We start from the raw sequence: 13,323 nt of genomic DNA, 5'->3' as shown, positions 1-13,323 counted from the left end.
CCCGTTCGACTGGGATGCTGCCACGTCGGCGGCTTCCGTCGGCGTCGTAGGCATGACGTGCACAGCCCGCGGCACCTGCTCGATCAAGTCGTAGTCGAATCCCACGATGCGCCTCATCCGCTCAACGTGCTCGTCATAGCACCTCTTGAGCGTGTCGACGAGGCGCCCATCTGGGACGCCGAGTAATACGATCACTTCTTCGTTCTCCAAAAGTACCCGGCCACAGCAATGAGGCCTGCTGCAAGAGCAACTCCGAACGGATGCCGCTCAAGGACTACGAGCAGCGCTTCAACCGTTGTGGCGTCGGGGATGGAAAAGTTCATCGGTCACCTTATCCACCGCTCCGCCGCCGTCCACCAGAGATGGCGACGTGCGGGGTGATGCATTCTCGCAGCGTCGACCACCGGGGGATCGGCGCCCGGAGGGCTGGCGTCGCCGCAAGGCACGTCATCCGCTCGAAGACTTGCGCGGTGGGCCGCAGAATCCGCGTAGGGAGGTTGGGATGACCGACAAGAACACGAACGGCAGCATGCCGGCAGATGGCCCCTGGCTGTTTCAAGAGGCTCTGGCAAACCTGGGGTGGAGCGCCGACCCGGAAGAGCTCGCGAGACGCGTCCGACGGCTGGATCGGGGGATACCGGCGGAGGATGAGTTCGCCGCAGTTTGCGCTTGGCTCGGCAAGTGCCGCCTGCTGCACAAGCTGGACCAAGTCCAGGTGCCAGCCTCGTCGAAGGCGGAGTACCAGGTGCCTGATCTGCTGGCCAGGTTCACCACACAGGTTGATGAACGGCCGGTGCTCATCGAGGTCAAGACGTCGGATGGGCCCAAGCTCAGGTTCTCCGACGGGTATCTGAACAGGCTCAAGGCATACGCGACCCTGGTGGGTATGTCGCTGCTCATCGCCTGGAAGCACTACGGCATCTGGACGCTCTTCGAAGCCCAGCACATGGAGGAGCGCAAGGGGAACCACTACATCGACCTCGACCTCGCGATGCGACAGAACCTGATGTGCGCGCTGGCCGGAGATGTGGCGTTTTCGCTAGGCGACGGCGCCGGCGTCCATCTCCGCATGCGCAAGGACCAGCTGGTTTCAAGCGAGCACAAGGACGGTGAGACCACCGAAAAGTGGATCGGGTCCTTCGACAAGATCGAGTACACGTCCTACACCGGGGAGACCCTAGAAGACCTGGAAGGGAACCTGCAGGCGATCTTCATGTGCTCCGACCTGGGCGAACGCGTGGAGGACACGCCGTCGCACGTCTGGTTCCACTACACCGTCTCCGACACAAGCCAGTTCGGACACCGTGCCCTCGTGGAGTTGCTTCACTGGGAGAGCACGCCTGACGGTCGTCCCCGTTGGCGAGAGGTCATGCGACGCGCGCAAATCACACGCAACATGAGCAGCCTGATGCACGCGCTGGATCAGGGTCTCGCGATGAAGATCGTTCGCCTGGTGCTCCACTTCAGACCAGAGCAGATGCCTGACTTCCTCGCCCCCACGACCCAATCTGAACTGCGAGTTGGCTGACCCATGGGAGTCGGACGTTTCATCCTTCGCCTCCTCGGCTTGAGCTCGAAGTCCAAAGTCCGATCTGGCCCCGCCAGTCCTTCCCGCCGGTCAGGCCCCAGGGACGCGTCCTATTCGGACAACTTCCTCACCGTCGATTCTTTGAATTTCATGGGCCAAGGACGCCAGTCCCGGAACAAGCGCTGGGTTGTCGGTTGCATGGACCGGCCTCCGCTGTCCAACCCGCGGCGCGGCCAGCTGGACGGACGCGCCGTTCTGGTGGACTACCCGGCAGACCGCGTCGGGGCGCTCGTGACTGGCTTATCCCGTCCGATGGAGTGTGCCGTCTCAGACGAGGGCATCTTCGTGGTCGATGACAGCACCTGGGAGAGTGGCATCAGTGGGGATGTGCGTGTCTTCGACGCTGCTGGTCGCGAGCTGTTCCGTCGGCAGTACGAGGCCAACGTCTACAACCTCGACATCTCAAAGTGCGGCCGCTACGTCGTGGTCCAAACCGCGAACTCGTCGCACGCCGACGGAGACCTGCTGGAGGTGCTGAACGTCGATGGGGGAGCAATCCTTTTCTCGACTTCACCTGACACAGGCTGGGCTGACAGCTACGCGTTTGCGGTGAGCGACGACGGTTCGTTGAAGCACCTGACGGTGGTTCACAAGACGCTTGGGCGCTTCCGCTATGGGCCGACGGGCGAGTTCCTGGATAGCGAATCATTCTGCGGGGCTCGCCTCGAAAAAGGCGGACCGGAGAGTCGCATCCTTGGAGCTCGTGCCGCCATGGACGCCGCTGGCGGCAACCAACAGAAGATCGAGGAGGCATTGCTGGCGGTGGGTGGTGCTCTGCAGCAGCTGAGCTCCAATGTCGGCGACTACCAAGCGCTCGGCCTGCGCGTACAGGGCGAGGCGTTGGAAGCGCTAGGCCGGAGCGCTGAGGCTCTTGCGTCATACGACGCAGCGCTGGCACTCAATCCCAAGATCGGCGTCGCGCGGAAGGCGACAGCCTTGCGGAAGAAGTTGGGGCAGGCCCAGAGTTCGCCTGACTAATCGCGCCCGATGAAGCACCTCCAGCTCGCCAGTCGCACACACCGTTGAGGCTCATTTCGGGTGCCGGGCGCCAAAACTCCCACCGTCACAAGGCGAATTGCTTGCAGAGGGAACAAGAGGCATCAAGCCTGCGATCACCTATACCGTGCCTGCGGCTCGAGAGGGCCGTCGTCCAGCTGGGGAGAGACATGACGACAGCGGCTGGAGGAGACTCGTACTGTGGGGTAGTGTCCTGAGACAGCGAGGCGGGTGGCGAAGCTAGAGCCCGTGGACACAAGTCTTGGCGGAAGGCTAAATCTTTGAGGTAGTGCCCCGGGAGGCACGCATCTGGAAGCGAGTCTGAAGGGAACCGACGCTTGCTGCGTCGGGGTGGCAATTCCTATGCAAAGATTCCCTCTCCATACCTCCAGGGTGTCACACCAGCACCCTAAATCCAAGATCAACATTTCTGAGGAAATCCTTGATTGAGGATCAAATCAACGCGTTGATTTCCTCTCCGCGCCGCGCCGCGAAGGTCTCACAGGCCACCCAGGGCGCTCCGCGCCGAAGCTTCTCGTCGGTCTGTTGCCTCGCCTCTGGGACAGCGCGCGCATCCAACCCTTGAAACAGACTCAGACGTACGCGTTTAGCGCCAAGCGCTGCAGGTGCTCAAGGACCGCCTCGGTCCCCTGGGCTGTGGTCAGAAGTTCCACCGGGCGGGCTGCGTCGAGGCTCCTGGCAGGCGTCAGTAACCAGGCCCGCGCGGCGCGCTGAGACCCTTGCATCCCGGTCGACCGGGCTAGGACATGTGCGACTTGCCAGACCCTCTGCGCGAGCGCTGGTGTCATCTGGCAGCTCTCGCCGGCATCCCGCTCTGACCGCTCGGCATCATTCCTGAGCCGCTGGACCACCTGAGAGAGGCCAAGGGCCTCCAGGCATATAAGAAGCTGCGTCAGGGCCCTGTCCGGCACCCCACGCCGCGCGCGGCATTGAACGTCCCAAGGGCCGTCGGGCTTTGGGCCCCAACCTTCCGCTCCGCCAAGCAACCTCCAAGTCTCGTCCCACACCTGGTTCTCTCGGTCCAGGAACAGCTTCCAGCAAGGGGCAGTTGCTGCGGCCATCAACGCCGCTCCTTTCGCGTCGCGAGCGATCCAGGCCGCCCAAAGTTGCCCTCGAGGACGGTCACCAGTCGGTCCATCGCTTTGGGGTCCTTCAACCCTTCCGTGCCGCTCGTCAGCACCAAGCGCTGCTTGCGGTCATCGTCGTCCCATCCCAGGTCTTCGTCGTCGAGGGCGATCCACGCCTTCGGCCGCAACCAGTCCACGTGCGCATGAACAATCTGTCCCTTGGAGAGACGCCAGTAGTCCACGTCGTACATCGGACGTCCGCGGCGAACTCGGGAAGGCGCCTTCGTCGTCAGGTCTTCGAAGCTGAAACCATCAACCCGAGTAGCGAGTGGCCCGAGTTCGACAAGCACCTCAGCAAGGCTCTTCGCCCACGGTTGTGTTGACGTCAGCACGATCCTCGCGGACGGCCATCCAACCAGTGCATCGTCCAACGCGTCCACCGACTGATACTTCCGGTGGCCGTCCTCGCTGGCTTCCCGCCCATGCACGTAGCGGTAGAAGCTGGACGACGGGTGCAAGACCCCAGAGATTCCCAAGTACACGACGTTCATTGCGTTTCCCCTTCCGGCTCGGCATCGCCTGGAAGCGCGGGACCGGCCTCGTTGAGATGAACAACGCGGTCTGGGAACAGCCGCTCAACCACCTCGTCGACGACTGATGGAACCGGGCCGACCAACCTCGGCCTGGGACGCGCTGCTTGCAAGACCACCTCAAGCTCAAGTGCCTCCGCCGCGCGGATGAGTTGGTCGACCGTGAGGGTCGTGTCGCAAGCCAGGATCGACTCCACTGCGGGTTCTGGAAGATCGAGCCGCCGCGCCATCGTCCAGCGGTCGAGCCCAAGCTGTCCGGCTGCTTCAGCCAGCGCCTGACGAATCTCGTTGAGCACCATGGCGACTCCCTAGCCTCGCAACCGGCGAAGCTTCGAGAGCACCATAGATCAAAGGTGGCTCACTGAATGAGCCACCAAGGTCGGTTCGGACCGGACAGCCCAAAGGTACCGGCCACTCGGTGTTTGGCCAAAATTCAGCTTGCGGCCCTGCGGGAGACCTCGTCTACTTGCGGAAAATTTCAAGAATCATGGCGAAAGTAAAACTGGATTCCATCGACCGCAAGTTGCTTGAGTTGCTTCAGAAGGACTCGGCGATGCAGATCGCGGATTTGGCCAACGAAGTGGGGCTCTCTTCGACGCCGTGCTGGCGGCGAGTTCAGCGCCTGAAGGAGGCCGGCGTCATCACGGCGAACGTGGTTCTGCTTGACCGCATGAAGGTAAACGTCGGTGTGACCGTGTTCGTGTCAGTGCGCACCAACACCCACTCCCAGGCTTGGTTTGAGCGCTTTCGGGCCACCGTTGAAGCGATCCCAGAGGTCGTCGAGTTCTACCGGATGAGCGGAGATGTGGATTACCTCCTACGCGTAGTCGTGCCTGACATCGCCGCGTACGACCAGGTCTACAAGCGCCTCATCCACAACACAGAGCTCTTCGACGTCTCATCGAGCTTCGCGATGGAGGAAATCAAGTTCACGACCGCACTGCCGCTGTCGTACATCTGATAGTCGACAAGACGGATGGCCGTACGCCGTCTCTCCGCCACCAAGTGGGAATGCCCGCTCAATCCGCTCGCCTCAGTCGCCGAAAATGAGCGCATGCCCCGCGAAAGCCCATCACGCGGTGTTGCCTCCCATTGGGGCAACCTCCTGCTGTTCCCCTTCGACGTGCTTGCCGCCTGCGAAGGCAGTTCATTGCGCAGCCTCATCAGCAGGCTCACGGGCATTTCCCCCGCTCATCTCAGCCAGGAGGGGTTCAACGTGAAGGGAGCGCGACGGCTGGAGCGAATCGGCGAGCACTCCCAGAGGGTCTCGAGGGAGTACCTCAGAGACAAGGGGTACTCGGAGCAGGAAGTCGATGGGGTCCTGGCGGCTCATCCGAGGACGCCGCTAGCAAGCTTCGCCTACAGGCTAGGCCAAGCCAGTCCACTGCCGCTTGAGCATGCCATCGCATACTGCGCGAAGGTTGACCGTCTCGCGGCCGACGTCCTCGCTCATATTGAGGGAGGCGACTTCGAATCCTGCAAACAGGTGTTGGCAGACTTCTTGGTGGATGAGGCTCAGGTGTATGCATCGGAGGAGCTTCGACATGAAGCCTTGGGACTGCGCCAGGCGATCCTCGAGGCCCGTGAATGGCAGGCTCTGGTCAAACCGTCGGCCACTGCAGCGAGTTACGCACTGATGGCAGCGCTTGCTGCTGTCGATGTCGAATGGGGTGCCCGCTACCTGGGTCGGCTTCAGCCCGTGCCGACCTTCTTTTGGATGCAGCCGAAGTTCCACCCCGACTTCGATCCTACGAACTCAAACGGCTTGAAGCGGGATGTGGTCGCGAGGCCCACGCGGCATCTGTTCGAGCTGCTTTGGGCGGTCGCAAAACGAGGTACGGGTCGGAAAGAGTGGCCTACCGAGAAGCCCGGCCCGAAAGAACTGACGCAAGACATCGCGCATGAATCCACGAGTGACCTCGTCGTCCGCAAATGGGTGTCCGGCGCCAAGCCTTTGCGGTTCGATCAGGCGGTTGAGCTGTGGAGCTCGTTGACCACCAACCTATCCGGTGAAGGTTGCTTCGAGGTTCCAGTTCCGTGGATTTCGCTGGCGCTGTGGATGGAACGGTCGTTAGTTCGCAAGAAGCCAGGCTCAAGCCTCGCCGGCACTGTGATCGTGCTGTGCCATGAGTCTTACGGGAACATTTGGGAGGGACACCGCAGGCGTTGGGCCGACCGTCTACCTGCGCCTGCGGACCTCCCTTGGCCTGAGTGGCTACGGGCTCAGTCTTCGTCTCCGGGCTTTATGCGGTCCTCCCAGTCATTCGGCCTCAGGCTGTCGCCCCTCGACTGCCAGTAAGCATCGTTGTTCGGGTTGAGTTGGTCGGAGCGATTGTTCTGGTCCTGCTTGGTCGGCGAAGGGACGTTTCCGGAGCGCGGAGCTGCCATGTCACTTCGCTCCCTTCGCCGGCGCCTTGGCGGACGCGCGCTCGATGCGACGTACATGCGGGGGAGGAGGAGTGCCTCCGCCGTGGTGTTTCGCGAAACCTGACTTCATCCTCGCAACATCTGCGACGGTAGGGGACTGGCGGGCAGCGGCGTTCTTCTTGGTCATTAGCGGCTCTGGAGTGCACGCGGTCACGTCGACCGCTCTCGAACTCTGGAGGATGCATGCTCTGGAGGTGTTCCGCTTTCGTTCAGAAGCAACGCTTCACAGTGGCCAGAGACCTTAGCTCTACAGGTGTGTCGGCCGCGTGCCAGGGCGACCGGAAGCTGCGATGCACTGCTGACCACTCAGGCGGGAGGCGCTGGGATGTTGGGCCGAACGGCGGGGGACTGCGGCGAGGAGCGCACTGGGCCTGCCGGCCTCAGCTTTCTTCGACCAAGCGGACGCACGCCGCACCGACGGGCGGCTCACTCTTCTCAAGACCTGACCCCCAAACGGGACAGTCGCACTCCGACATTCGCACGGCCGCCTTCTGCCGGTCGTGGAAGAGTTCGCGCTTCCATTCCCCAACTATTGCTTGTTGCCGACGCCGACATTTTGTGAAGGCAAGAATGGCAGTGACGCGATGTAACGCGCACCCATAACAGGACCATCACGAGGGAATATGGCAACGAAGAAAGCAGCACCGGCGAAGAGCGCCACCGCAAAGAAGGCGCCGGCCGCAGCGAAGAAGACGGCTGCGACCAAGGCAGCTCCGGCGAAAAAGCGTGCGGTCAAGAAGGTCGAAAAGATCGACTATCGGCTGCTCGCCATGCAGAAGGCGCTCGCCGTCATTGACGACGCAGGGACGCGCGAACGGGCGGAGAAGTTCTGCGTCGCGCTCGTGCAAGAAGCTCATCTGCTTGCGCTGGCACGCACCGACGACGGCATCGCCTACCGCAAGCACCTGGGGGACGTCTCTGATGCATGTCGCCTGGCCGCATGGGCCGTAGCGTCAGAAGACGAGGACCGCATCGAAGACGCGCATGCGGGCCTGGTCGATGAGCTGAACTACAGCCCCTTCTCTGACCGAATCGACACCGAATTCGACCGGCGCGAGGACCGCGAGGCGTTCCGCCTGGTGGAGTCGATCATCCACGCCGAAGAGATTGACCTGGCCTTCACGATTCGCGGCCGGGACTGAGGTCTCGTTGGCTGTGCGCTCATGAGCTTCCAGGGCGCCGCCGGAAAGTGGCGCTGTTGCTCTCGACAGAATCGCCTCGTCGAAGGACCGGAGCGTCAGCTTCTCCGTCTTGAGGGCTGGCCGCCTTCGGCCTGGCTCGGAGCTTCTCACCGGAGCTCCGCCGCGCGGGCTGCTGCAGGTCCTTCTCCATCGCAGCCATGCACTGCAAGGCGAAGGCGAAAGAGAACTTCCCACGCGCCATCTTGTTGGAGAGGTTCACAGAAGTCTCGCGAACACCCAGCGCCTCAAGGCGCTCCTGAAGCGCCTTGAAGTTCATGCCGCGGCGTTGCATCTCAGCGCGCAGCATGTTGCGGGCTTCTTCTTCCCAGCTGTTCATCGTGGTTGGCAATCTGTGAAGGATGGTCTAACGCAATGATGACTCAACCGCGCTCCCACCACCCGAAACTTCACACTTAGCTGCAATGGTCTTCTTCTTTGACGATGAAAATTCATCGCCTACGATGAATTCGTCGGGTCGTGCCCACTGCTCATCGACGACACGGTCAGCAGGACGAGTGGTGATGGCCGACAGTCAGCGACGGGAGCGTCCCATGACGTCCGGCGCAACGACGAGGGGGGCGAAGGTTCGGGCGACGCGGCGCGCGTTGCGATGCCATTCGCTCATCGAAGGTTTGACCGAGCGGCCGAGTCTCCCTCAGCCGCCGCTGGAGGTCTGACATGCCCATACTGAAGTGGGACGAGGACACCGTTGCGCGCCTCCAGAAGGAGGGCCGCGGTCAGGGCGAAGGGGCTGACTACAAGCCGTGGATTTACGTCACCGACTTCTCGTCACGAGGGAAGTCTCGTCCTGTTCCAGGGCTGAAGATAGATCGCATGCACCAGGTACTCTCAGACCCTGAGTACAACTTTCTGCTGTGCGCGGAATGGTCGCCGAACGTCCTGGACATTCGGGAGCAATTCCCGCTGGATCGAGAAGTTTCGCTGCGCATCGCGAACGATGTTGGACTCCCGCATCCGAAGTACGACAGGACCAATGTCCCCATGGTGATGACGGTCGATTTCCTGCTAATCATGCAAGGGGAAAACGGCCAACCCTTTGAGCTGGCGGTCAACATCAAGACCGATGACGCGGCGGAAGATCGCGGCACGCTGAACAGGCTTGAACTTCAACGTGCCTACTTCGAAGCCCTAAGCATCAAGCACCTGTTGGTCTTCGAGTCTCGTCTGCCGTCGTCGGTATGTCTGAACCTGGCGACACTTCGCTCGAAGCTAATACGGAAGGGCGAGGAGTCCGCTGAACAGAGACGGCTGCTCGACCACAAAGAGGCGATGGTCAGCTGGGCACGGAGTATCAAAGGCTCACAGGCCGACCTGTCGGCCACGCTGCTCTGCGCCGATTTCGAGGAGTTTTACGGACTTCCCTCCGGTGACGGCCTACGCCTCCTTGCGATTCTGTTCCGTGAGCGCGCCATTCCCGTCAATCTCTACATTGACAACCTCTTCACCGCTCCCTGGGTCCACCTGACGCAGCCTCGTCCGAGCGACGAGAAGAGCATCCTTTTCAGGAGCGCGGCATGAAGCTAGACCTCAATGCAGTCTTCGACTTCGAAGGCAAGCGATTCCGCGTTCTGCAGGCCGACGCCGACCCCAATCAGGTTTGGTGCATCGACATTGACGACAACAAGGCGTGGCCGATCATCTTCCGCGTGTCGCACGTCGCGCTTCTGCAGTTCGTCGATGTCGAAGAGAACCTTCCGCACGAGCTCCGGGCAGACGAGCGGCTCGCAATGAACAAGGCCTATGCGCTTCTGCAAGGACTGCGTGCCGACGTTCCGTTTCTCAGTCTGGTCCAGCCTTCCCTGAGGAAGGCAGCCATCCGTTCCTACGTCGAGAAGCTGAAGTTGAAGGCGGAGATGGCGAAGGAACATGGAGTGACTTCGGCCACATCCACGGAGCCGACTCTGTACAAGTACCTCCGGCGCTTCTGGCAACGGGGTCAGAAGCCGCAGGCACTCCTGCGCGACTACCCTATGGGCAAGAAGCCCCAGGATGAGACAAAACAACGCCGCGTCGTCGGGCTCACTGCAGGCCGGGGCCGGCCAAGCCCCCGAGGGGTCAGCACCTACCAGGTCACGGCAAATGACCAGGAGAACATGCGGCACTTCATCAAGACGTACATCAAGGACCTGCGATGGAAGATTCCTCGCACACACCTCGAGATGCTGAGTCAGCGCTATCGAGTCTCTGAGGAGACGAAAGCCCTGCGCGATGAGGGCGACTACCCGTCACTCGCGCAGTTCCGGCACTTTTACAACACGGTTTACGGGATCAAGACGCGCAAGACGAACGCCGGCGGGATTGAAAACTTCAACCAGAATGAGCGAAGCCAGACGGGGAACGCGCTGGTCGGCGTGTATGGGGTGGGCCATATCTTCGAAGTGGATGCAAGCCCGCTGGAATGCTACGCCGTCCTCGAAGAAGACCCCCGTTTCGACATCGGGAAACCGACGCTGTACCTCATCATCGACCGCTGGTCGCGATTGATTGTGGGGTACTACCTGGGTCTAGAGAACCCCAGCTGGTCTGCGGCCGCGATGGCGTTCCTCTCCATGGTCGAGGACAAGCAAGAGCTCTGCCGAAAATACGGCGTTGAATATGACCCTGCGGATTGGCCGGCTCATGGGCTTTTCCCATGGGAGTTCATCGTGGACCGAGGAAGCGAATGGACGTCCGAAAACTCCATGAGGTACATCGAGGACATCGGCGGCGTCCTCAACATCATGCCGGCGAGCCGACCAGAAATGAAGCCAATCGTGGAGTCGATGCATGGGCAGCTTCAGCTGCGCTTGCAGACTTCTGAGCCGTCGGCCGATCCGGACGCCAACCAGCGCGACCGACAGAAGGTGGACTACCGCAAGGATGCCCACGCAACGATGAAGCTGCTGAACAAGCACGTCCTGGAGACCATCATCTCGCTGAATCGAACGGAGCAGCATAAGTTCCCGATGAACTCGGAGATGATCCGTGCTGAGGTCTTTCCCACTCCGCTCAACCTCTGGGCCTACGGCATCCGCAAGACGGGCGGACTCCCAAGGATGTCAGAAGAAGCGGTTCGCCGCGCTCTCCTTCCCCGTGGAAAGGCCAGCGTGAACCAGTTCGGCATTCAGTTCAACAACCTCTACTACTGGTCCAAGGTGGCGGAGGACGAAGAATGGTTCGACCTCGGGCACGACAAGACGTTTCCCGTCCAAGTTCAATACGACCCGCGTCGGTGCGATCACATACTCGTCTATCCACCGAATGACCGGAAGGCAAAGCCGCATCTGGCCAAGCTTTCTCCTCGTTCTGCTCAATACGCTGGCCTGCCGTTCGCGGACACCGACAAACTTCAGGGCATGCTCAGCAAGCTGACCGGCGACGGCAAGCATCGCAACCGTGAGGAGCACGTGCGGTACCTCGATGCAATCGAACCTGCGATCCAGGAGAGCCACGCGAAGATGAAGGCGGCAACCAAGGGCATGTCCAAGAGCGCCCGGAAGAAGAACGCCAAGGAGAATCGTGAGGCGGAGCGGAACCGAGAGCGGGAGGACCGCCCCATCATCGTCTCGGATTCAGGTGAGACACCTCCGGCTCCGGCGCGGCAAGCTCCGCCGAAGCTGCGTGTGGTCACCACGGGCACAAAGCCGGCCACCGAGGCAGAGGTGTACATCTCAGGCGGCGAACCAGTTCCAGTGGCCGCACCGGAAAAGGTTGCTCCGTCGCTGGCTGACCGTCTGGCAGCGCTGAAGAAGACTTTCCTCCCGCCGCCACCCGCTGAGGAGTCGCCATGAAGGAGCTTGACCCCATCGTTGCGCCTGAAGGTGCGGTGACGGCCCGGTACACGCCTTCCCGCATTCCCGACCACAAGGGCAACCCACTCATCGAGGCCCTGCCACCGACGCTCGAAGACGATGCCGTTCTCAGAGCTCTGTCCAGCAGGCCGCGCTTCAACGAGGAGCAACGCTCCTGGCCCACGTCCGAACGCATGAACATGTTGAGCAGCCTCAGCAGGTTCATGATGCCGCTTCAGCAGCAGGTTGAGCTCTTCTACTCCCTGGAGAACATGATCCGGAGCGGCTACGTCGGTCGCGCTCCGCGGACACCCATGCATGCAGAAATCAGCCAGAAGCTGTACGACCTACAGCATTCCGGCGAAGCCTTCGACCAGCTCATGGCCGAGCAGACGCCTCAAATCAGCACGGCGCTCATCGGCCTTTCCGGCATGGGGAAGACCACGACGATGAAGCGCTGGTGGGTTCGCATGAAGGACACCATCTACCACTCGGCAACGAACACCTATCAGGTGCCGGTGCTGCACATTGAGCTCCCGCCCGATGGGGCATCGGTCATCGGCCTGGCGAACTCCATCTTCCACGCGCTCGAGCAACGCATCCCGCGGAGCGACTACGTTCGAACGTACACGAAGGGTCGCCCGAACGCGGTGACGATGATTCTGAACGCGGTGAAGCTGATGCATAGGCACTGCGTGGGGCTGCTCATCTGTGACGAGCTCCACAACCTGCTCAACGCGAAGGTCAACGCCCAAGTGCTGATGACCCAGTTGACCAACCTGTGCAATACCACCGGCGTGCCGCTGCTTTTCGTGGGCACCAACAAGGCCGCCAGGTTCAGCGGCATCGCGCTTCAACAGGCTCGCCGCAGCACCGGTGAGGGCATCGCCACCTGGGATCGGCTTGTTCCAAAAACGGCTGGCGGAAACGGCGAGTGGGAGGACTTCATCGGCACACTTTGGGCGTACCAATGGATCAAGAAGCCAGTGCCCCTCACCGGTGCTATGCGCCAGATGATGTTTGAGTCGACGCAGGGCATCATCGACCTGACGATCAAGCTCTTCAGGTCTATCCAGATTCGAGCCATGTTGAATGGCACTGAGACCATCACGGTCGAGTTCATCGAAGCGGTCTACAAGCGGGACTTCAAAATCCTGCACCACCTGCTCGATGCAATTCGCACGAACAATCTCGTGCTGCTGGCCAAGTACGACGACATCCGCCCGGTCGATCTGGACCGCCACCTCCAGCAGGCTTGGCTGCAGCATGAGAATCTGAAGACCCCGCGGCACAGTCCGCTCCCTGATGACATGGCCTTCCGCGTCAGTGTCATCGAGGCACTCATGAACATGGGGACGCCCCCCGGTCTGGCCGAGGAAGCCGCCGACTTCGTGATTGCGGAGGGCAAGGCAAAGACCGTCCGGCAGGCCGTCCTGCTAGCCGATAGCTACATCGAGAAGCCTCCGAAGACCAAGCCGAAGAAGAAGACTTCCGGCGCGGCGGCCAATGTCTCGCCGGAAGAAGACCCAAAGCGCTTCGACGGCAACCAGTACGACTACCGCCGTGCCTACGCGTACGCCGAGCAAGACGGCACGACGGTGCTTGAACAGCTTGGTCTGCTGGGTATGGCGCCGGCAGTCGAAGAGTTTCTGGTGCTCTGAC

The 13,323-nt window shown here is 61.4% G+C and carries 12 protein-coding genes; 8 read left to right on the top strand and 4 right to left on the bottom strand.

The window, feature by feature from the left end:
- Window positions 1-502 precede the first annotated feature (502 nt).
- Both FHT38_RS01695 and FHT38_RS01690 read left to right on the top strand, forming a co-directional pair.
- On the top strand, window positions 503-1,528 hold the full coding sequence (locus tag FHT38_RS01695; RefSeq protein WP_255488573.1) for a restriction endonuclease: 1,026 nt from the start codon (window positions 503-505) through the stop codon (window positions 1,526-1,528).
- 39 nt (window positions 1,529-1,567) lie between these two features.
- Window positions 1,568-2,566 (top strand): tetratricopeptide repeat protein, encoded by a 999-nt coding sequence (locus FHT38_RS01690; protein ID WP_221213975.1) that lies wholly within the window; start codon window positions 1,568-1,570, stop codon window positions 2,564-2,566.
- Window positions 2,567-3,177: 611 nt separating this feature from the next.
- Here the strand turns inward: FHT38_RS01690 and FHT38_RS25715 are convergent.
- The 3 genes from FHT38_RS25715 to FHT38_RS01675 all read right to left on the bottom strand — a co-directional run bounded on the left by FHT38_RS25715 (window position 3,178) and on the right by FHT38_RS01675 (window position 4,561).
- Entirely contained in the window at window positions 3,178-3,330 is a 153-nt protein-coding gene (locus tag FHT38_RS25715; RefSeq protein WP_183489271.1) for an MbcA/ParS/Xre antitoxin family protein, read from the bottom strand.
- Window positions 3,331-3,665: 335 nt separating this feature from the next.
- On the bottom strand, window positions 3,666-4,223 hold the full coding sequence (locus FHT38_RS01680) for an HAD domain-containing protein (protein WP_183489267.1): 558 nt from the start codon (window positions 4,221-4,223) through the stop codon (window positions 3,666-3,668).
- On the bottom strand, window positions 4,220-4,561 hold the full coding sequence (locus FHT38_RS01675) for a hypothetical protein (RefSeq protein ID WP_183489264.1): 342 nt from the start codon (window positions 4,559-4,561) through the stop codon (window positions 4,220-4,222). Before FHT38_RS01675 ends, FHT38_RS01680 begins: the two co-directional genes overlap by 4 nt.
- Before the next feature lie 188 nt (window positions 4,562-4,749).
- Between FHT38_RS01675 and FHT38_RS01670 the strand changes: the two genes are divergently transcribed.
- The 3 genes from FHT38_RS01670 to FHT38_RS01660 all read left to right on the top strand — a co-directional run bounded on the left by FHT38_RS01670 (window position 4,750) and on the right by FHT38_RS01660 (window position 7,831).
- Window positions 4,750-5,223, top strand: coding sequence for an Lrp/AsnC family transcriptional regulator (locus FHT38_RS01670; RefSeq protein ID WP_183489261.1), 474 nt, complete (start codon window positions 4,750-4,752; stop codon window positions 5,221-5,223).
- A gap of 15 nt (window positions 5,224-5,238) precedes the next feature.
- Entirely contained in the window at window positions 5,239-6,561 is a 1,323-nt protein-coding gene (locus FHT38_RS01665) for a hypothetical protein (RefSeq protein WP_183489258.1), read from the top strand.
- 751 nt (window positions 6,562-7,312) lie between these two features.
- Window positions 7,313-7,831, top strand: coding sequence for a hypothetical protein (locus FHT38_RS01660; RefSeq protein ID WP_183489255.1), 519 nt, complete (start codon window positions 7,313-7,315; stop codon window positions 7,829-7,831).
- A 19-nt stretch (window positions 7,832-7,850) separates the two neighbouring features.
- On the opposite strand, the gene FHT38_RS01655 is transcribed toward FHT38_RS01660, so the two are convergent.
- Window positions 7,851-8,207, bottom strand: coding sequence for a DUF6471 domain-containing protein (locus FHT38_RS01655; RefSeq protein WP_183489252.1), 357 nt, complete (start codon window positions 8,205-8,207; stop codon window positions 7,851-7,853).
- Window positions 8,208-8,548: 341 nt separating this feature from the next.
- Between FHT38_RS01655 and FHT38_RS01650 the strand changes: the two genes are divergently transcribed.
- The 3 genes from FHT38_RS01650 to FHT38_RS01640 are packed head-to-tail and all read left to right on the top strand — an operon-like array spanning window position 8,549 to window position 13,322.
- On the top strand, window positions 8,549-9,409 hold the full coding sequence (locus tag FHT38_RS01650; RefSeq protein WP_183489249.1) for a TnsA endonuclease N-terminal domain-containing protein: 861 nt from the start codon (window positions 8,549-8,551) through the stop codon (window positions 9,407-9,409).
- Window positions 9,406-11,661 (top strand): Mu transposase C-terminal domain-containing protein, encoded by a 2,256-nt coding sequence (locus FHT38_RS01645; RefSeq protein WP_183489246.1) that lies wholly within the window; start codon window positions 9,406-9,408, stop codon window positions 11,659-11,661. Before FHT38_RS01650 ends, FHT38_RS01645 begins: the two co-directional genes overlap by 4 nt.
- Window positions 11,658-13,322 carry a TniB family NTP-binding protein gene (locus FHT38_RS01640; protein ID WP_183489243.1) on the top strand — a complete coding sequence of 555 codons (1,665 nt, stop codon included), beginning with the start codon at window positions 11,658-11,660 and terminating at the stop codon, window positions 13,320-13,322. Before FHT38_RS01645 ends, FHT38_RS01640 begins: the two co-directional genes overlap by 4 nt.
- Window position 13,323: the final 1 nt, after the last annotated feature.

The sequence above is a fragment of the Mitsuaria sp. BK041 genome (assembly GCF_014193085.1).
Taxonomy (GTDB): domain Bacteria; phylum Pseudomonadota; class Gammaproteobacteria; order Burkholderiales; family Burkholderiaceae_C; genus Roseateles.
The sequence above is the reverse complement of the archived record's forward strand: the minus strand, read 5'-3'. Positions and strand labels throughout refer to the sequence as shown.